Source organism: Halochromatium sp. NSM3, from assembly GCF_059621085.1.
Genome location: NZ_JCAQIA010000053.1, coordinates 1 through 18,350, shown reverse-complemented (window position 1 = coordinate 18,350; position 18,350 = coordinate 1). Strand labels below are relative to the sequence as shown.

Genomic DNA, 18,350 nt, shown 5'->3' with positions numbered 1-18,350 from the left:
TCAACGTGCGTGGGATTGGTGTGGCCGTGAGTGTGAGCACGTCGACCTCGGCGCGCAGGTTCTTCAGCTGCTCCTTGTGCCGGACCCCAAAGCGGTGCTCCTCGTCGATGATCGCCAGCCCCAGGTTCTTGAACCTGACCGAGGCCTGCAACAGCTTGTGGGTGCCGACGACGATGTCGACGGTGCCAGCGGCAAGCCCATCGATCACTGCCTTGACCTCCTTGGGGGTCTTGAAGCGCGACAGGCTCTCGACCTTGATCGGCCAGTCGGCGAAGCGGTCGGAGAGGTTCTGGAAGTGCTGCTGCGCGAGCAGGGTAGTCGGCACCAGCAGCGCGACCTGCTTGCCGGCATTCACGGCGTTGAAGGCCGCGCGCATCGCGACCTCGGTCTTGCCGAAGCCGACATCGCCGCAGACCACGCGGTCCATCGGCTTGGGGTCGGCCATATCGGTGAGGATGGCCTCGATGGCGCGCTGCTGATCGGGCGTTTCCTCGAAGGCGAAGGCGGTGGCGAAGGCGTCGTACTCCGGCCCTGGGGTCGGGAACGAAACGCCTTGGCGCGCGGCTCGGCGGGCGTAGATGTCGAGCAGCTCGGCGGCGACGTCGCGCACCTTCTCGGCGGCCTTGCGCTTGGCCTTCTCCCATTGATCGCTGCCGAGGCGGTGTAATGGCGCGTGCTCCGGCTCGGCGCCGGTGTAGCGCGAGATCAGATGCAGCGAGCTGACCGGCACATAGAGCTTGTCACCCTTGGCGTATTCGAGGGCGAGGAATTCGGCTGCGGTGCCACCGATATCGATCGTCTGCAGCCCGAGGAAGCGACCGACGCCATGCTCCTCGTGCACGACCGGCGCGCCTTCGACCAACTCGGTGAGGTTGCGCACCACCGCCTCGCCATCGCGCTCGCGGATCTTGCGTCGGCGCTCCTGGCGCACGCGCTCGCCGTAGAGCTGGGTCTCGGTGAGCAGGACGAGTGCGGGCTGCTCAGGGCCTAGATCGGGGCGCTGCCCGGTCATGGCCGGGGTGATGCCTGGCAGCAGCAGCGGCTCTTCGAGCGGGGCAACGGTGACGGCAAGCGACGCTGTGCCACTGAGAAAGTCGCGCCAGCCGTCGACTGCGGTCGGCTGGATGCCAAAGCCGCGCAGGTTATCGAGCAGCATCTCGCGGCGGCCGGTGCTCTCGGCGACGAAGAGGATGCGGCGCTCCGCAGCCTCGTTGACAAACGCCTTCAGCGCTTCGGCCGGATCAGCAGCGCGGGCCTGGATCGCCAGCGCCGGCGGTCGCCCGGTGGCGAAGTTGCAGACCTGTGCGAAGCCCTTGCGCCGCTCGGGCCACTCGGCGCTCTGCCAGCGCACGCCGGGCAGCGCGTTGAGCTGGCCGGCGAGTTCATCCGGTGTGAGATAGAGCCGCTGCGGGGGCAGCAGTGGCCGCTCGATGTCGTGTCGGCGCTGCTCGTAGCGTGTCCCGATGTCCTCGAAGCGCGCCTCGGCGGCCTCGCGCGCGCCTTCCGGCTCGAACAGCAGCGCGCCAATCGGCAGGTAGTCGAACAGGGTTGCGGTCTGCTCGAAGAACAGCGGCAGGTAGTATTCGAGCCCGCCCGGTGCCCGGCCCTCGGAGACCTCGCGGTAGATCAGACTGGCCTTGGGGTCGGCATCGATGCTCGCGCGCCAACGCTGGCGGAAGCCGGCGATCGCCTCCTCGGTGAACGGATACTCGCGCGCCGGCAGCAGGCGCACCTGCTCGAGCTTGGCGATCGAGCGCTGGCTGTCGGGATCGAAGGTGCGGATCGATTCGACCTCGTCATCGAACAGGTCGATGCGCAACGGCTCGCGGCCGCCCATTGGGAAGATATCGAGCAGCGCACCGCGCACTGCGAACTCGCCATGGGTGATGACCTGCGAGACGTACTGATAGCCGGCGCGGGTCAGACGTTCGCGCGTGCGCTCGAGATCCAGTCGATCGCCAGCGGCGAGCACCAGCGATTGCCCGTCGACGTAATCCGGCGGCGGCAGCCGTTGCATTAGGGTGCCGACGGGCACCACCAGCACACCGCGCTTGAGCTGCGGCAGCCGGTGCAGCGTCAACAGCCGCTCGGAGACCAGCTCCGGTAACGGCGAGAACACGTCGTAGGGCAGGGTTTCCCAGTCCGGGAAGCCCAGCACCGGCACGGCCTCTTCTTGACCATCGCCAGCTTGACCACCGCCGGTCGTGTCGGTCAGCCCCCCGGCGGTTTGGGTTTGGTCGAGGAAGAAGCGCAGCGCTTCGCTCAGGCGCACCGCAGACGAGAGATCGGGCACGACGCAGAGCAGCGGCGCCTGCGCGCGGCGCGCCGCCTCGGCGATGGCGAGCGCGTGCGCGGCGCCATAGAGTCGCCCCCAGAGCAGACGCTCGTCGAGGCGTTCGGGCAGTGGTGGCGTCAGTACGGAATAGCGTTCGCCGTCAGGCGCGCTGACGGCGGCCGAGTCCAGAGGGCGGGCAGACGCGTCGTTGCGACGGGCGGTTGATTCTTCGGGCACGGTGGAGGTGACGGCTTGGTCGGCGTGAGAACGGGATGAGGGAGAGGATTTTCGCACAGCGCCCGGCCGCCCGCAGCGATGATCCGTGCGCTGCGGCGAAACAGCTCTGGGCCCCGTCTCAATGCTTGGTCGGGACGACCCACGCCGCAGCGTTTCCCTACAGTTGATCCAATTCAGCGAGCGCGGCTTGGGTCATGTTCTTGGGCAGTGGGACATAACGTAGCGCCTCGGCGTACTGCTGACCGTCGGTCAACATCCAGCGCACCAGATCATGTACCTTCGAGGTCTTGCTCGGGTTGGCGTCAGCCGCGCGCACCAGCGCCCAGGTATAGGTGACGATGGGGTAGGAGCGCGCGCCTTGCGGGTCGGGGATAGTCTGGGTCAGGTCGCTCGGTAGGCTATCGGAACCATTGGCGAGGCCGCGACGGCCGGTTTCGACATTGGGCAGCACGAAACCACCGGCCTCGTTTTCGAGCCAAGCGATCGAGAGTCCGAGGCGCTCGGCGAAGCCGGCCTCGACATAGCCGATGGAGCCCTCGGTGATCTTGATGCGTTGCGCGACACCCTCGTTACCCTTGGCCTCCATCGCCCCACCGGGCCAGTCGATGCGTTTGGCGACGCCAGGGCCTTGCGCCCAGTCGTCGCTGATCGCGGCGAGGTGATTGGTGAACGCAAAGGTGGTGCCGCTGGAGTCGCGGCGGCCGACGACCTGGATCAGCTGAGAAGGGAGCTTGAGGCCCGGATTGGCGGCGGCGATGCGCGGGTCATCCCAGCGGAAGGCGTTGCCGAGGAAGATTTCGGTGTAGACATCGCGCGGCAGATTCAGCGGGCCGGCAAAATCGGGCAGGTTGTAGGCGATGGCAATCATGCCGCCGGTGATCGGCAGCTGCGCGAATTCACCCTCGACCTGGTCTCTCTCGTCCGGGCGTAACGGGGCATCGGTGGCGCCGATATCGACGCTGCCGGCGAGGAAACGCTCGATGCCGGCGCCGCTACCGACTGAGTCGTAGCGCAAGCGCAGGTCTGCATGTTCAGCGCCATAGACCTCGAGCCATTTGTTGAACAGCGGGGCCGCGAATGAAGAGCCGGCGGCCGTGATGGCGTCATCGCGCGCGGGTTGTTTGGGCTCGCCGATCCTGTCGATTAGGAGCAATCCATGACGTTTCAGCATGCTCTCAAAACGACCGCGCTCGCCGGTTGTCTTTCGATCGTTGCCTTCTCATCGGCACTGAGCGCCGATACCACCGTCAACGGCTCCGGCGCGAGTTTTCCGTTCCCGCTCTATGCCAAGTGGGCGAAGGACTTCAGTAGACAGAACAAGGGCGTGCGCGTGCAGTATCAGGCCGTGGGCAGCGGTGCCGGCATCCGCGCATTCATCGCCGAGACGGTCGATTTCGCGGCCAGCGATGCGGCCATGAATGATGACGAGATCAGCAAGGTGCCGACCGAGAAGGGCGTGGTGTTGCTGCCGATGACCGCAGGCGAGGTGGTCCTGTCGTACAACCTGCCCGGCAATCCCGAGCTGAAGCTGCCGCGCGACGTGTTGATCGATATCTTCAGCGGCAAGCTCGATTCCTGGCAGGACGAGCGGATCGCCAAAGCCAACCCGGATATCGATCTGCCAGATGATGAGATCACCGTGGTGCGCCGCTCCGACTCCTCGGGCACGACCTACGTCTTCACCGGCCACCTGGCAGCCGCGAGCGAGACGTTCAAGCAGGAGGTCGGCCACGGCAAGAGTGTGAACTGGCCGAAGTCCTTCGTCGGTGCGCCGAAGAACGATGGCGTCGCGGCGATGATCAAGCAGACCCCGGGGGCGATCGGCTACATCGAGTACGGCTATGCCGAGGCGACGCGTCAGCCGATGGCGATCCTGCAGAACAAGGCGGGCGAGTTCGTCAAGCCAGGCGAAAAGTCCGGCACCGCAGCGTTGGCGAGCGCCGAGTTCCCGAGCACCGATCTGCCAGGCTACGAGGGCACGCCGGATCTGCGCGTGTGGGTCAACGATCCGGCGGGCAAGGAGGCCTACCCGATCGCGACCTTCACCTGGATGCTGTTCTACCAGCATCAGGATGAGGAGAAGGCCAAGCTGCTGCGTGACTTCGTCGAATATGGCTTGAATCAAGGCCAAAAGGATGCGCCGAAAATGGGCTATATCCCGCTGCCTGACAACGTCAAGGCCCAGGTCGAGCAGGCTCTGAAGTTGGTCGGCGGCGAGCAATAGTTGCGGCTACTCCCCTTCGCTTCACCCGGCCGCCGGTGTCGCGGCAGTGCGCGCCACGCGGCTGGGTGAGCGGGTCGATCTCTCCAGTGATGGATCGCCCTCGTCGGCGATGTCAACAACGGCGCATAGGCTATGGCTTCCAATTTGGTGTTGGCGGTGATGATCCTGCCAACGGTGGCGGCGATCTCGGTCGATGCCTTCAAACGCGTGCCCTACAAGGTCAAGGAGGCGGCCTACGGCATGGGCACGACCCGTTGGGAGGCGATCCTGAAGGTCATGCTGCCGAGCGCTTCGAGCGGCATCCTCGCCGCGCTGGTGCTCGGCTTCGGGCGCGCCCTGGGCGAGACCATGGCGCTGGCGATGCTGATCGGCAACTCCAATCAGATCAGCCTCTCGCTGTTCGCGCCGGCCAATACCTTGGCGTCGCTGCTGGCCTCCAGTTTCCCGGAGGCCGGGCCGATCGAGGTGCAGGCGTTGATGTACGCCGCGCTGGCGCTGCTCACAATCACCCTGCTGGTGAATGTCTTCGGCCTCTGGATCATGAAGGCCGCCACGCGTAAGTTCGAGGGGAGATAAGCCATGACTGGGAACATCAGTGAAGCGGTCCTGGAGCAGGATCTGGCGTCCATGCCGCAGCTCCAGGGCTCGATGCTCGAGGGGCGCGGCCTGAGGAGCCGCCTCTACACCGGCATCACCTGGCTGCTCGCGATCCTGGCGTCCTTGCCCTTGTTCTCGGTGCTCTACATGCTGATCGCCAAGGGCGGCGCGCGCATCAACTGGGAGACGCTCACCGAGCTGCCGCCGTCCGCCTTCGAGTATGGCGGCGGCATCGGTCCGGCCATCGTCGGGACTGCGGTGATGGTCGGCATCGGCGCGGCCATCAGCATCCCGATCGGCATCCTCGCCGCCATCTACCTGGCCGAGATCGATCCGCACACGAAGCTGGCGCATACCGCCCGTTTCCTGGCCAAGGTGCTGACCGGTTTTCCGTCGATCCTCGCCGGTGTCTTCGTCTACGCCGCCTTGGTGGTGTCGATGAAGAGCTACTCGGCTTGGGCCGGCGGTATCGCGCTGGCGGTACTGATGCTGCCAACGGTGATCCTGACCGCCGAGGAGGCCCTAAAGCAGGTGCCGCAGAAGATGAAGGATGCGGCCTACGGCATGGGTTGTACCCGCGCGCAGGTGATCAGCAAGGTCACCCTACCGACCGGCATCCCGGGCGTGATGACCGGGGTGCTGCTCGCGGTGGCCGGGGCGGCGGGCGAGTCGGCGCCGCTGCTCTTTACGGCCCTGTTTAGCACTTACTACATCAATGGCTGGGAGGGCTTGGGCGAGCCGACCTCGTCGCTGTCGATCCTGATCTACAACTTCTCGGGCATGCCCTACGACAACCAGATCGAACTCGCCTGGACCGCCTCGCTGGTGCTCGTTCTGGTCATTTTGGTGTTCAACATCCTGGCCCGCGTTCTCGGCCGGCAGAAGTACTGATTTCGATTCACGAGGTAATTCAGAGATGAACGCGACTGCAGACGCAGTGACCAGCCCGGCTGCGGCCTGGTCGGTCGACCCGAAAGACACCGTGATGGACTGTCGCTTGGAGAAGATCTTCTACGGTGATTTCCTGGCGGTGCGCAACAGCATCGTGCCGGTCGAGAAGAACAAGATCACCGGCTTCATCGGACCCTCGGGCTGCGGTAAGAGCACCGTGCTGCGCAGCCTGAACCGGATGAACGATCTGATCCCGGTGTTCCGCTTCGAGGGCAGCGTGACCTATCACGGCCAGGATATCTACGATAAGTCGATCGATCCGGTCCTGGTGCGGCGCTACATCGGCATGGTGTTCCAGCAGCCGAATCCGTTCTCGATGAGCATCTATGACAACGTTGCCTTCGGCCTGCGCCTGAATCGCTTCAAGGGTGATATGGACGAGCGCGTCGAGAAGGCCTTGCGCAGCGCGGCGCTCTGGACCGAGGTCAAGGACAAGCTCAAGAACAGCGGTCTGTCGCTCTCCGGTGGTCAACAACAGCGCCTGTGCATCGCCCGCGCGGTGGCGACCGAGCCCGATGTGCTGCTGATGGACGAGCCCTGCTCGGCGCTGGACCCGATTGCGACGCGCCAGGTCGAGGAGCTGATGCTGGAGCTGAAAGAACACTATTCGGTGGCACTGGTGACGCATAACATGCAGCAGGCCACCCGCGTGGCCGATACCACGGCCTTCTTCTCGGTGGATATCTCGCAGGGCAGTCGCACCGGCTATCTGGTCGAGATGGGCGAGACGCGCCAGGTGTTCGAAGACCCGCAGGCCGATCTGACCAAGGAATACGTCTCCGGCGAGTTCAGCTGAACGCGTAACAGCGTCATTCGCACCCAGGCAGCGGCGCGTGGTGGGCCAGCCTCATTGCGGGCCGTCTGCGGCTGTGCCGCCAGCAGTGAACGGATCTTGATGCCGAAGGCGACACGACTCAATCTGGCCGCCATCGAGACCTCGCTGCGTGCGGTACAGGCGGATTTCGCGCGCATCAACGCGACCCTGGACAGCCCGCGCGATCCGCTCGGCGATGACGTCCTGCAACGCATGCTGCTCGGCTACCAGCAGGTCGATCGCTATCTGGCCGATGGCGTCGATCTCTTTGCGCTGGGCAGCTCGCCGCTGCTGCTCGAGTTGAATGCGCGTGTGCTCTGTGGTCTCGATGCGACCGTGCGCGCCGAATGCGCCTCGCAGATCGAGGCCACCAAACAGCACTTCTATGCTAAGGGCGAGGGCGGCATCGAGTCCTTGGTCGAGCGGGTGCAGGCGCTCAATGGGGTCTCGGCTTGGCGGCGGGCGGCGAGCGCCTACATCCATCTCCTGAGTCAGCCGCAGCTCTTCATCGAGGGCAATCATCGCACCGGCTCGCTGGTCATGAGCTGGATCCTGGCGCGGGCGGGGAAGCCACCTTTCGTGCTCTCGGTCGAGAATGCGAAGGCCTATTTCGATCCGTCGGCTGTTGTTAAGAGCGCGCGCAAACAGACGCTGCGGATGTTGCTGGAACGGCCTAAACTGGTGAACCGTTTTGCCGAACTGCTCAAGGACGACGCGGAGACGATCCATCTCGATGGCCCCTCGAATTGATGACAGCGACCAGCGCAGCAACGGCAACCCGATTGTGAGCGTGCTTCCCGAGCCCTCCTCGCAGGGCTCCGGCTTACCCTTCCCGGTGCACCCGCTGCGCGAGGAGGTGACCGCCGAGCTGCACGCGCGTGCCTTCGACCCGATGCAGGCACCGATTCGCGTAGCGCATCTGGCCTATCTCTGTGGCGAGCGCGGGAGCGGGCGCCAGAAGCGGTATCTGGCGCGATTGCTCTCGCACTTCGGCGTGCGGTTACCGCCCGATGTGGGTCTGCAGTTCGCGACCGATCTTGGCAGCGGTCTTTGGCTGCGCTGGGAGCGCCATACCGAATTCGTCACCTATACCCTGAGCCGATATGGGGTCTTCAATGAGCCCTTCGGCGCGGATCTGCTCGGCGCGTTGCCGCAGGTCTGGCTGCGCAATCTGCCGGGGCAGGTGGTCACTGCGGTGCAGCTTGCGCTGGAGTCGAGCGAGATGCCAGAGCGTGGCATCGATGACCTCGTCGCGCTCTTCGGCGGTCATCCGGTGATCGGCGCCAAGGTTGCCGGCGGCGGCGGTTTCATCTGGTCGGACCTGCGCATTCATGCCGATGGTTTTGGCCATATCCTGCTGCGGGATGTCGGTCTCTCGGATGGCCAGGCGGGGCGTTTGATCAAGCGCGTGCTTGAGATCAATGCCTATCGCGCCATGGCGCTGCTTGGTCTCCCGGCCGCGCGCCAGGCCACATCGCTGCTCAGCAAGGCCGAGCGGCGCCTGGCCGGGGTGGCCGCGCGCATGGTGGATGGCCAGAGCGAGGACGCGCACGGCGCCAGCGCCAAGCCGGCGACTATCCTCAGTCTGCCTCCGGAACGCCAGCTGCTTGCCGAACTCACCGCGCTCGCCGCCGAGATCGAATCGATCGCGGCCGAGACCGCCACCCGATTCGATGCCTCGCAAGCCTATTATCAGGTGGTTCGCCAGCGGATCGAACAGTTGCGCGAGGAGCGCATCGAGGGCGTGCAGACCCTGAGCGAATTCCTCGATGTGCGCTTGGCGCCGGCCATTGCCACCTGTGCCGCGACCGCCCAGCGTCAGCAGCACCTGGCTGAACGCGCGGCGCGCTTGACCGCGCTGCTGCGCGCGCGCGTCGAGGTCGAGCTGCAAGCGCAGAATCGCAGCCTGTTGGATTCGATGGATCGGCGCGCGAAGCTCCAGCTGCGCTTGCAAGAGACGGTCGAAGGCCTGTCGGTGGTGGCCATCGGTTACTACGGGGTGGGGCTGATCGGCTATCTGCTGAAGGGGTTCGAGGCCGGCGGGTGGTCGCTGAACGCGCCCCTGGGCATTGGCATGGCGGTGCCCGTGGTGCTTGGCGCGGCCTGGTGGGGGCTTCGGCACACCAAGCGGCGGTTGCGTCGGGATGCCGAGCATGGACAAGAGACTTCTGATGACGCGCAGCATTAGCTTCGTCATGCAAGGCCGGGAGTTGCCAGATGCTCGGTCAGCTACGCGGGCTGTAGTGGCGCTTGAGCCAGGCGGTGAGGCCGTCGAGGCCGGGGAAGAAGACGCGCTCGGTGATATTGGATTGGTCGAGCTTGTCTCTGATCTCCCACTTGAGTTCGGCCGGGATGATGATCCGGCGCCAGATCCTGGGGTAGTCCGCAAGCCAGCGGTCCATCGATAGGGTCGGATCCGAACTGAGCGAGAAGAAGGCAAACTGATTGACGATCCGATCGTCGATCGACGGCGGCTCGAAGAAGAGGGTGAAAGGGGTATCGGAGAGCCGATCGAACGCCGCCAGCGAGCCGACGGCTTCACTGAGCATCTCGACCGTGAACACATTGGCGCCTTCGAGGTCGAGCTGGGTGCGCAGCAGATCCGGGGCCATGCGATGGGTGTCGATATAGTTGACGCCCCAGATGGCGCCATCGTGGTCGATCTTGTCGATATGGGCGGTCGCGAAGTGCAGCGCCGCGAACGGCGAATAGGTCCAGTCCATCAGCCGCGTCGGCAGCCCGTAGTGCTGGGCGACCGAGAGCCAGTGCCAGATCGAATCGCGCTCGACGACGCGCCGATGAGCATACTTGCGGAAATTGCGCAGCAGGTGGCGCTCGAGCTGCGCGTAGTTGCCGCCGAGCCGCATCAAGGTCGTCTCCAGCGGGTATTCGGCATCGGAGAGTCCGCGATAGGCGTAGCGTGAGCGGTAACGGCCGATCTCGGGCACCCAGGATTCGGCGAACAGGAGTTCTTGGATCTCGCTCCAAGAGTCGACCCTGACCGCATCATGGTAGTTCGGCCTTAAGGCCGCCTGCTGGGATGCGGATGGAGGCGGGCACGGCTCGAGATCACTCATGTTTGGAGCATGACCGGCATGGGCTTGACCTGCCAGATGCGCTCGGCGTAGTCGTTGATCGAGCGATCGGACGAGAACTTGCCCATGCGGGTGGTGTTGAGGATCGACATCCGATCCCAGTGATGCGGGTCCTTGTAGGCGTGGTCGACCTCTTGCTGGCGCTCGCGATAGTCGTGGAAGTCGGCGAGCACCATGAACGGATCCTGATGGATCAAGTTCTCGGTCAGCGGGCGGAACAGCTCGGTATCGCCGTGCGAGAAGAGCCCGGAGCTGATCAGGTCGATGGCCGCGCGCAGCGACGCATCTTGCTGGTAGAGATCCCAAGGGTGGTAGCCGGCGGCCTGTCGATGCTGCGCCTCGTGCGCGTTCATGCCGAACAGGAAGAAGTTCTCGTGACCGACCTCGTCGCGGATCTCGATGTTGGCGCCATCCAGGGTGCCGATGGTGAGCGCGCCGTTCATCGAGAATTTCATGTTGCCGGTGCCCGAGGCCTCCTTGCCGGCGAGCGAGATCTGCTCGGAGAGGTCGGCGGCCGGGTACAGCCGCTGCCCATTCTTGACGTTGAAGTCGGGCATGAACAGGACGCGCAGCGAACCGTTGACCTGCGGGTCGGTGTTGACGACCTCGCCGATGGCGTTGATCAGCTTGATGATCAGCTTGGCCATGAAGTAGCCGGGCGCGGCCTTGCCGCCGAAGATGAAGGTGCGCGGGGTCAGGTCGAGGTTTGGGCTCTGTTTGATCTGCTCATAGAGCCAGACGATGTGCAGCAGGTTCAGATGCTGGCGCTTGTACTCGTGGATGCGCTTAGCCTGGACGTCGAACAGGGTCTCGGGATCGGGAGCGAAGCCGGTGCGATCGCCGAGCCAGTTCGAGAGCGTGCGCTTGGCGTTGGTCTTGATCGCGCGCCAGCGCTGCTGCAGGGCATGATCCTCGGCGTGCGGCTCGAGCTGATGCAGACAATCGAGATCACGCACCCACTGGTCACTGCCGCAGGTCTCGGTGATCAGCGCCGCCAGCTCCGGATTGCTGGCAACGATGAAGCGGCGCGGCGTCACGCCGTTGGTGACGTTATGGAAACGCTCCGGCCAGAGGTCATTGAAGTCCTTCATCACCGTGCTCTTGAGCAGCTCGGAGTGCAGCTCGGCGACGCCGTTGATGGCCTTGCTGCCGACGGCGGCGAGATGCGCCATGCGCACCTTGCGGCCGCCGTTCTCGTCGATCAGTGACAGGCGTGCGATGCGCGCTTCGTCGCCGAGGAAATGCATTCGCACCTCATCGAGGAAGCGGCGGTTGATCTCGTAGATGATCTCCAGGTGGCGCGGGAGTAGACGCTCGAACAACGCCACCGGCCAGGTCTCGAGCGCCTCGGGCAGCAGGGTGTGGTTGGTGAAGTGGCAGCTCTCGCGGGTGATGGCCCAGGCCTGATCCCACTGCATCCGATGCTCGTCCATGAGCAGCCGCATCAGCTCGGCGATCGCCAGCGACGGGTGGGTATCGTTGAGCTGGATCGCATATTTGTGGTGGAAGCGCTCGAGCGTGCCAGCGTTGGCCAGTTCCAGCCGGATCATGTCCTGCAGCGAGCAGGAGACGAAGAAGAACTGCTGCTTGAGGCGCAGCTCCTTGCCCGCCTCGGGCTCATCGTTCGGGTAGAGCACCTTGGAGATGGTCTCGGCCTCGATCTTGGCGTGCACGGCGCCGTAGTAATCGCCGACGTTGAAGGCGCCGAAGTTGAACGATTCCGGCGCCTCCGAGCGCCACAGCCGCAGCAGATTCACGTTATCAACGCCATAGCCCATGATCGGGGTGTCATCGGCCACGCCATTGACCACCAACTCGGGACGCCAGCGCTGGCGTACCACGCCATGTTCATCGGTGTAGTGCTCGCTGTGGCCGCCGAAGCCGACCGGGAACACCAGCTTGGGGCGCAGGATCTCCCAGGGATTGCCGTTGCGCAGCCAGGTGTCGCCCTTCTCGACCTGCCAGCCATCGACGATCACCTGGTCAAAGATGCCGAACTCATAGCGAATCCCATAGCCGATGGCCGGGATCTGGGTGGTGGCGAGCGAGTCCATGTAGCAGGCCGCGAGCCGACCGAGACCGCCATTGCCCAAGCCAGGTTCTTCCTCGGTCTCGATGATGCGCTCAAAATCCAGTCCAAGCATTTCGCCGGCCTCGCGGGCCACCTCGGTGATGCCGAGGTTGATCATGTTATTCACCAGCTGCGGCCCGAGCAGGAACTCGGCCGAGAGATAGCAGACCGTGCGCGCGCTGTTCTCCTTGTACAGGCGCGAGGAGCGAATCCAGCGCTCGAGCAGGCGGTCGCGCACCGTGTAGGCCGCCGCCTGATAGAGGTCGTCATCGGTGGCGACCTCGAGGAAGCGGCCGCGCAGATAGAACAGGTTATCGAGAAAGGCACGGTTGAGCGCGTCCTTCGATAAGCTGGTGCGGGTATGTTCATCATCCAGCGGCTTAGCGGGCGTATTCATACGCGACTCCTGTGCGATAAAGCGTCAAAACGGCCAGATCCAGTCGTCGACCTCGGGCAGATCGATGCCGACCTCATGGGCATAGTTGCGGCATTCGATCTGCATGTCCTTGAGCCGCTCCATGACATGAGCGCCGGCGACCTGCAGGCGCGGCACGCGCTTGATCACGTCCATGGCCAGCGTGAAGCGGTCGATCTCGTTCTCGATCGCCAGCTCCAGCGGGGTGTTGATATTGCCGCGTTCCTTGTAGCCGCGCACATGCAGGTTGTGGTGATTGGTGCGCCGGTAGGCGAGGCGATGAATGAGCCAGGGATAGCCGTGGAAGTTGAAGATGATCGGGCGATCCTTGGTGAACAGGCTATCGAAGTCGGCATCGCTGAGTCCATGCGGATGCTCGTTCGGGGTGGTGATCCGAAACAGGTCGACGACATTGATGAAGCGGAGCTTGACCTCCGCGAAGTGCTCGCGCAGCAACGCGGTGGCGGCGAGCGCCTCCTTGGTCGGGATGTCGCCGCAGCCGACCAGCACGGCGTCCGGCTCCTCGCCTTGGTCGTTGCTGGCCCAGTCCCAGATCCCCACGCCTTTGGTGCAGTGCTTGATGGCCGCGTCCATGTCGAGGTACTGCAGGTGGCTCTGCTTATCGGCGACGATGACGTTGATGTCGTCGCGGCTCTGCAGGCAGTGATTGACCGTCGAGAGCAGGGTATTGACGTCCGGCGGCAGATAGATGCGCGTGACCTCGGGGTTCTTGTTGACGACCACGTCGAGGAAGCCGGGGTCCTGATGGGTGAAGCCGTTGTGGTCCTGGCGCCAAACCGTCGAGGTGATCAGCAGGTTGAGCGAGGAGATGCGTGCGCGCCAAGGGATGTCCTCGCAGATCGCGAGCCACTTGGCATGCTGGTTATACATGCTGTCGATCACATGCACGAAGGCCTCGTAGGTGGCGAAGAAGCCGTGGCGTCCGGTCAGCAAATAGCCCTCGTACCAGCCCTCGAGCGTGTGCTCCGAGAGCATCTCCAAGACCCGACCATCGGGCGAGAGTTCGCCGCCATCGGCATCCTCGTCTTTGTACTCGCAGAGCCAGAGCTTTTTCGAGACCTCGTAGATCGCATCGAGCTTGTTCGAGCTGTTCTCATCCGGGCCAAAGACCCGAAAGTTGTCCATGTTCTTCGCCATCACATCGCGCAGCAAGGCGCCGATCGGCTTGGTATTCATGTGCCGGGTGGTGCCGGGCTTGTCGACCGGGATGGCATAGTTGCGAAAGTCTGGCCGGCGCAGCGCGCGGCGCAGCAGTCCCCCATTGGCGTGCGGATTCGCGCTCATGCGCAGCGTGCCCTTGGGGGCAAGGTCCTTGAGTTCTGGGATCAGCCGGCCCTGCTGGTCGAACAGTTTCTCGGGCTGGTAGCCCTTCATCCAGGCCTCGAGCTGCTGCAGATGCGCCGGGTTGTTGTGCATGCCCGATAGAGGCACTTGGTGGGCACGCCAGAAGTCTTCGACCTTGCGGCCATCGACCTCTTCGGGTCCGGTCCAGCCCTTAGGTGTGCGCAGCACGATCATCGGCCAATGGCCGCGCGTTGCCTTGCCCGAACTGCGCGCCTCATCCTGCAGCTGCTTGATCTCCGCATAGCAGGTATCGAGCGTCTCGGCCATCAGCCGATGCATCGTCATCGGGTCATCGCCCTCAACGAAGTGCGGTGTCCAGCCGTAGCCGCGCATCAGACTCGCCAGCTCTTCGTTCGGGATGCGCGCGAGCAGGGTCGGGTTGTTGATCTTGTAGCCGTTGAGATGCAGGATCGGCAGCACCGCGCCGTCGCGGATCGGGTTCAGGTATTTGGCCGAGTGCCAGGAGGTGGCGAGCGCGCCGGTCTCGGCCTCACCGTCGCCGACCGCGACCGTGACCAGCAGGTTCGGGTTATCGAAGGCGGCACCGAAGGCGTGCGAGATCGAGTAGCCGAGTTCACCGCCCTCGTGGATCGAGCCCGGCGTCTCCGGTGTGCAATGGCTGCCGATGCCGCCGGGGAACGAGAATTGCTTAAAGAAGGCGCGCAGGCCGTCCTCGTCCTCGCTCTTGTTTGGGTAGATCTCGGAGTAGGTGCCTTCCAGGTAAACCGGCCCAAGCACGCCGGGGGCACCGTGGCCGGGGCCGGCGAGGAAGATCGCCTCCTGCCGGTGGGCATTGATCAGCCGGTTCATGTGCACGTACATGAAGGCCAATCCTGGGCTCGAGCCCCAGTGGCCAAGCAGGCGCTTCTTTAAGTGCTCCTCGCGCAGCGGCTCGCGCAGCAGCGGGTTGTCGCGCAGGTAGATCATGCCGACCGCCAGGTAGTTGCAGGCGCGCCAGTAGGCGTCGATCTTCTCGAGCAGTGACTGATCGACGGCAGCGGTGGTCATCGCGGGGTTGGCGGTCATGGGTCTCTCCTAAGCGCAGTCTTTGGTCGGTGAGGTTAGACAGGTTCGATGAACGCTTGATGACGGCGGTGATGGTGCCGAATACCTGGTCCGGGCGGTGGACAGCGCTCGTCTAATGCCGAATCGACATCGTTCCGTCGTCTTATTGTCATCGCCCGCTGTCAGTCTTTGCGGTTGCATGCTGTACCGCCGGCCGGCATGACCTGGGCGGTCGCATCGATCATCTTCCGATCTAGGAGTCAACAATGAACGAATCTAGCGCAAACTTCGAGGGTATGGACTGGCTCAAGGCCGAACTTGAGGCGGAGCTTGACGAGGACTACGAGCTTGAACTCTCGGAACCTGCGTTATCGCTCGAACTGAGGCGTCTCTACAAAAAGCGGCACCCGCAGACGCTCGATCGGGCCACGTACTTCAAGGCCCTGCTCAGGCTACAAGCCGAGTTGATCAAACTGCAAGATTGGGTCCAGCATAGCAGCGAGAAGATTGCCGTCCTCTTCGAGGGCCGCGATGCGGCGGGTAAGGGCGGCGTCATCAAGCGCATCACGCAGCGCTTGAATCCGCGTGTGTGCCGGGTCGTCGCGCTGACCAAGCCCAGCGAGCGCGAGCGCACCCAATGGTATTTCCAGCGCTATGTGCCGCATCTGCCCTCGGGCGGGGAGATCGTGCTCTTCGACCGCTCCTGGTACAACCGCTCCGGGGTCGAGCGGGTGATGGGCTTCGCGACGCCGGAGCAGGTCGAGCAGTTCTTCCAGGACGTGCCCGAGTTCGAGCGCATGCTGGTGCGCTCCGGCATCCGGCTGATTAAGTATTGGTTCTCGATCACCGACGAGGAGCAGCAGCTGCGATTTCTAATGCGCATCCATGATCCGCTGAAGCAGTGGAAGCTGAGCCCGATGGATCTGCAATCGCGCGTGCGCTGGGAGGATTACACCAAGGCCAAGGAGGAGACCTTCGCCCGCACCCACATCCCCGAGTCGCCCTGGTTCATCGTCGAGGCCAACGACAAGAAGCGGGCGCGACTGAACTGCATCCATCACCTGCTGGATCAGATCCCTTACGGCGAGGTGCCGCATGAATCGATCAGTCTGCCGGATCGGGTGTTCAGTCCCGACTACGATCGGGCCGTGTTGCCGAATGAACTCTATGTGCCGGCGCGCTATTGAGACGTCACGCTATTGAGGCGCTGGGGTGAGTGCTTCGTCGGCGCCGATCCGATGCGGACCCTTGGGAACGCGGCTGAGATCCCAGCCTGGAATCGCTTGCCGCCAGAAGTCGTCGACATCGCTCGGCGGCTGCCTGAGCGGGGACTGTCCGAGTAAGCACCAGGCGTGCTCGAGCGCGGGCAGCGGGTTGCGAGGATCCACCGGGGCGGCGGCCAGGCTCTTGGAGAGCTTGCGCCCGTCGTCGCCGAGCACCAGCGGCAGATGGGCATAGGCGGGCTGGGGGAAACCAAGACAGCGCTGCAGATAGACCTGACGCGGCGTCGAGACCAGGAGATCAGCGCCGCGCACGACCTGATGGATACCTTGATCGGCATCGTCGACGACCACCGCCAGCTGATAGGCGAAAAACCCATCGGCCCGGCGCAGCACCACATCGCCAACGTCCCGCGCCAGATGCTGAAGGATGCGGCCCTGGACCGCATCCGGGATATTTAGCTCTAGGTCATCGATCCGCAAGCGTTCGCTGCGCGCCGAGCGGTTTGGGGGAAGCCCGGCGCGGCAGGTGCCGGGGTAGATCGGTCCTTCCGGCCCCTGAAGGCCATGCGCGGCGATCTCGCGCCGGGTGCAGGCGCAGGGATAGCTCAGCCCGGCTTGGCGAAGCTGCTCGAGCGCGCTCTGGTAAAGCGCGCGGCGCTGGCTCTGGTAAACAACGGTCTCGTCCCAGTGCAGCCTGAACGCCTCGAGTGTGCTGAGGATGGCGTGGTCGGCGCCAGCGACGGCGCGGTTGCTGTCGAGATCCTCGATGCGTACCAGCCAACGGCCTTGATGCGCGCGCGCATCGGCAAAGCTGCCGATGGCCGCGAGCAGCGAGCCGAAGTGCAGCGGGCCCGTCGGCGAGGGCGCAAAACGGCCACGGTACGGTGGGGACGGCGTGGCGTCCATCAGAGGTTAAGTTTGGGCCACGACGCTTGAGCGTCGCGGCCCCGACGCTGGTTGCTCAGCCGCGCTGCTTCTCGCGGATCTCGTCGAGCGTCTTGCAGTCGATGCAGAGCGTGGCCGTGGGTCGCGCCTCGAGTCGCCGCACGCCGATCTCGACCCCGCAGGCCTCGCAGTAGCCATAGTCGTGATCGTCGATGCGCTCGAGCGCCTCGTCGATCTTGCGAATCAGCTTGCGCTCGCGATCACGCGTGCGCAGCTCCAAGCTGAACTCGGACTCCTGCGTCGCCCGGTCGTTCGGATCGGGGAAATTCGTGGCCTCGTCCTGCATGTGATGGACCGTGCGGTCGACCTCTTCCATGAGCTGGCGCTTCCACTCCAGCAGCAGCGCCCGGAAGTGCTCTTCCTGGTCCGCGTTCATGTACTCCTCATCCTGTGCGACGGCATAGGGCTCAAAACCGAGTGCCCGCGCACCTTTCTTGTCTGTCTCGGCCATGATGTGCTCCCGGAGACGGTGCCATGTTGAAACCGGCCCACGATCAGGTGACGTTGGCGCGGTCTTGTGAAAACGAAGCCGCTCCTTCTAGCAGATCGCTCCGGCCGCGACAAGCACCACGCGTGCCGAGACCTGTGCGCTGTCGCGGATCGGCGTGCTCCCGCGAGGGAGGCGACAGGATAAGCCGCCTGCTTAGGGATGCAGGCGATTCAGCCACCGGCAGGCGGAGCTAGTCTCCGCAGCCATGACGCGCGGCACCGAGGTTATACTCGGCACAGCACCATCCGCCGCACTGACTTCCCGGAGGTCATGATGCATCTCTCATTCGACGACTGGCTCGCCATCGAGCGGACCGCCACCGAGCAACGCAGCGAATACGTTGCCGGCGAGGTCTTTGCGATGGCCGGCGGCACCGAGGAGCACAACCTCATCGTTGCCAATCTGGTCCGCGAGCTTGGCAGCCAGCTCAAGGGTCGACCTTGCCGGGTATACCCGAGCGACATGAAGGTCCATATCGCTACCGAAGCCTCGAAAGGCTGCAGGCCTACCTACTGCTGTCGCAACATCAGATGCAGGCAGATCTCTTCCAGCGTAAGCCGAACGGGACCTGGAGCCTGAGCAGCTACCAGGAGCTAGACTCTAGTGTTGCGCAAAGTGCGCGATAGTGTACTATTATCTCATG

15 protein-coding genes are annotated in these 18,350 nt (G+C 64.2%); 8 read left to right on the top strand and 7 right to left on the bottom strand.

Going from position 1 to position 18,350, the window contains the following annotated elements; translation table 11 throughout:
- Both AC54T3_RS16145 and pstS (AC54T3_RS16140) read right to left on the bottom strand, forming a co-directional pair.
- Positions 1–2,464: transcription-repair coupling factor (locus AC54T3_RS16145; RefSeq protein ID WP_496626341.1), on the bottom strand; the 2,464-nt coding region annotated here is incomplete at its 3' end.
- 205 nt (positions 2,465–2,669) lie between these two features.
- Complete coding sequence (gene pstS / locus AC54T3_RS16140; RefSeq protein WP_496626340.1) at positions 2,670–3,683, bottom strand: phosphate ABC transporter substrate-binding protein PstS; 1,014 nt, start codon at positions 3,681–3,683, stop codon at positions 2,670–2,672.
- Between pstS (AC54T3_RS16140) and pstS (AC54T3_RS16135) the strand changes: the two genes are divergently transcribed.
- The 6 genes from pstS (AC54T3_RS16135) to AC54T3_RS16110 all read left to right on the top strand — a co-directional run bounded on the left by pstS (AC54T3_RS16135) (position 3,669) and on the right by AC54T3_RS16110 (position 9,286).
- Positions 3,669–4,736 (top strand): phosphate ABC transporter substrate-binding protein PstS, encoded by a 1,068-nt coding sequence (pstS, locus tag AC54T3_RS16135; RefSeq protein ID WP_496626339.1) that lies wholly within the window; start codon positions 3,669–3,671, stop codon positions 4,734–4,736. The two genes, pstS (AC54T3_RS16140) and pstS (AC54T3_RS16135), sit on opposite strands and share 15 nt — an antisense overlap.
- Positions 4,737–4,868: 132 nt before the next feature.
- Positions 4,869–5,312: a PstC family ABC transporter permease gene (locus tag AC54T3_RS16130; RefSeq protein WP_496626338.1), complete on the top strand. Its 444-nt coding sequence runs from the start codon at positions 4,869–4,871 to the stop codon at positions 5,310–5,312.
- A 3-nt stretch (positions 5,313–5,315) separates the two neighbouring features.
- On the top strand, positions 5,316–6,224 hold the full coding sequence (gene pstA, locus AC54T3_RS16125) for a phosphate ABC transporter permease PstA (RefSeq protein WP_496626337.1): 909 nt from the start codon (positions 5,316–5,318) through the stop codon (positions 6,222–6,224).
- Between the two features lie 25 nt (positions 6,225–6,249).
- Positions 6,250–7,080 (top strand): phosphate ABC transporter ATP-binding protein PstB, encoded by an 831-nt coding sequence (gene pstB / locus AC54T3_RS16120; protein ID WP_496626336.1) that lies wholly within the window; start codon positions 6,250–6,252, stop codon positions 7,078–7,080.
- A 99-nt stretch (positions 7,081–7,179) separates the two neighbouring features.
- On the top strand, positions 7,180–7,848 hold the full coding sequence (locus tag AC54T3_RS16115) for a hypothetical protein (RefSeq protein WP_496626335.1): 669 nt from the start codon (positions 7,180–7,182) through the stop codon (positions 7,846–7,848).
- Positions 7,832–9,286 (top strand): DUF3422 family protein, encoded by a 1,455-nt coding sequence (locus AC54T3_RS16110; protein ID WP_496626334.1) that lies wholly within the window; start codon positions 7,832–7,834, stop codon positions 9,284–9,286. The genes AC54T3_RS16115 and AC54T3_RS16110 overlap by 17 nt, the downstream gene beginning before the upstream one ends.
- Before the next feature lie 37 nt (positions 9,287–9,323).
- Here AC54T3_RS16110 and AC54T3_RS16105 read toward each other — a convergent pair whose 3' ends face one another.
- The 3 genes from AC54T3_RS16105 to AC54T3_RS16095 are packed head-to-tail and all read right to left on the bottom strand — an operon-like array spanning position 9,324 to position 15,070.
- Positions 9,324–10,175, bottom strand: coding sequence for an FRG domain-containing protein (locus AC54T3_RS16105; protein ID WP_496626333.1), 852 nt, complete (start codon positions 10,173–10,175; stop codon positions 9,324–9,326).
- Positions 10,172–12,661 carry a glycogen/starch/alpha-glucan phosphorylase gene (locus AC54T3_RS16100; RefSeq protein ID WP_496626332.1) on the bottom strand — a complete coding sequence of 830 codons (2,490 nt, stop codon included), beginning with the start codon at positions 12,659–12,661 and terminating at the stop codon, positions 10,172–10,174. The genes AC54T3_RS16105 and AC54T3_RS16100 overlap by 4 nt, the downstream gene beginning before the upstream one ends.
- 24 nt (positions 12,662–12,685) lie before the next feature.
- Positions 12,686–15,070 carry a phosphoketolase family protein gene (locus tag AC54T3_RS16095; protein ID WP_496626331.1) on the bottom strand — a complete coding sequence of 795 codons (2,385 nt, stop codon included), beginning with the start codon at positions 15,068–15,070 and terminating at the stop codon, positions 12,686–12,688.
- 245 nt (positions 15,071–15,315) lie between these two features.
- Here AC54T3_RS16095 and ppk2 point away from each other — a divergent pair, with 245 nt between their 5' ends.
- Positions 15,316–16,236: a polyphosphate kinase 2 gene (ppk2, locus tag AC54T3_RS16090; RefSeq protein ID WP_496626330.1), complete on the top strand. Its 921-nt coding sequence runs from the start codon at positions 15,316–15,318 to the stop codon at positions 16,234–16,236.
- 9 nt (positions 16,237–16,245) lie between these two features.
- Here the strand turns inward: ppk2 and gluQRS are convergent, their stop codons facing one another.
- The gene (gene gluQRS, locus AC54T3_RS16085) at positions 16,246–17,178 is read right to left on the bottom strand and encodes a tRNA glutamyl-Q(34) synthetase GluQRS (RefSeq protein ID WP_496626329.1); all 933 of its coding nucleotides are present in this window, start codon (positions 17,176–17,178) and stop codon (positions 16,246–16,248) included.
- Between the two features lie 55 nt (positions 17,179–17,233).
- A complete protein-coding gene (gene dksA / locus AC54T3_RS16080) occupies positions 17,234–17,668 on the bottom strand; it encodes an RNA polymerase-binding protein DksA (protein WP_496626328.1) in 435 nt (144 codons plus the stop codon).
- A 198-nt stretch (positions 17,669–17,866) separates the two neighbouring features.
- Between dksA and AC54T3_RS16075 the strand changes: the two genes are divergently transcribed.
- Complete coding sequence (locus AC54T3_RS16075; RefSeq protein WP_496626327.1) at positions 17,867–18,286, top strand: Uma2 family endonuclease; 420 nt, start codon at positions 17,867–17,869, stop codon at positions 18,284–18,286.
- Positions 18,287–18,350: the final 64 nt, after the last annotated feature.

Bases quoted from the DNA above. Each gene is read 5' to 3' on its own strand.
- pstS (WP_496626339.1), top strand. From the start codon at position 3,669: ATGACGTTTCAGCATGCTCTCAAAACGACCGCGCTCGCCGGTTGTCTT.
- pstS (WP_496626340.1), bottom strand. From the start codon at position 3,683: ATGCTGAAACGTCATGGATTGCTCCTAATCGACAGGATCGGCGAGCCC.
- AC54T3_RS16130 (WP_496626338.1), top strand. From the start codon at position 4,869: ATGGCTTCCAATTTGGTGTTGGCGGTGATGATCCTGCCAACGGTGGCG.
- pstA (WP_496626337.1), top strand. From the start codon at position 5,316: ATGACTGGGAACATCAGTGAAGCGGTCCTGGAGCAGGATCTGGCGTCC.
- pstB (WP_496626336.1), top strand. From the start codon at position 6,250: ATGAACGCGACTGCAGACGCAGTGACCAGCCCGGCTGCGGCCTGGTCG.
- AC54T3_RS16115 (WP_496626335.1), top strand. From the start codon at position 7,180: ATGCCGAAGGCGACACGACTCAATCTGGCCGCCATCGAGACCTCGCTG.
- AC54T3_RS16110 (WP_496626334.1), top strand. From the start codon at position 7,832: ATGGCCCCTCGAATTGATGACAGCGACCAGCGCAGCAACGGCAACCCG.
- AC54T3_RS16105 (WP_496626333.1), bottom strand. From the start codon at position 10,175: ATGAGTGATCTCGAGCCGTGCCCGCCTCCATCCGCATCCCAGCAGGCG.
- AC54T3_RS16100 (WP_496626332.1), bottom strand. From the start codon at position 12,661: ATGAATACGCCCGCTAAGCCGCTGGATGATGAACATACCCGCACCAGC.
- AC54T3_RS16095 (WP_496626331.1), bottom strand. From the start codon at position 15,070: ATGACCGCCAACCCCGCGATGACCACCGCTGCCGTCGATCAGTCACTG.
- ppk2 (WP_496626330.1), top strand. From the start codon at position 15,316: ATGAACGAATCTAGCGCAAACTTCGAGGGTATGGACTGGCTCAAGGCC.
- gluQRS (WP_496626329.1), bottom strand. From the start codon at position 17,178: ATGGACGCCACGCCGTCCCCACCGTACCGTGGCCGTTTTGCGCCCTCG.
- dksA (WP_496626328.1), bottom strand. From the start codon at position 17,668: ATGGCCGAGACAGACAAGAAAGGTGCGCGGGCACTCGGTTTTGAGCCC.
- AC54T3_RS16075 (WP_496626327.1), top strand. From the start codon at position 17,867: ATGCAGGCGATTCAGCCACCGGCAGGCGGAGCTAGTCTCCGCAGCCAT.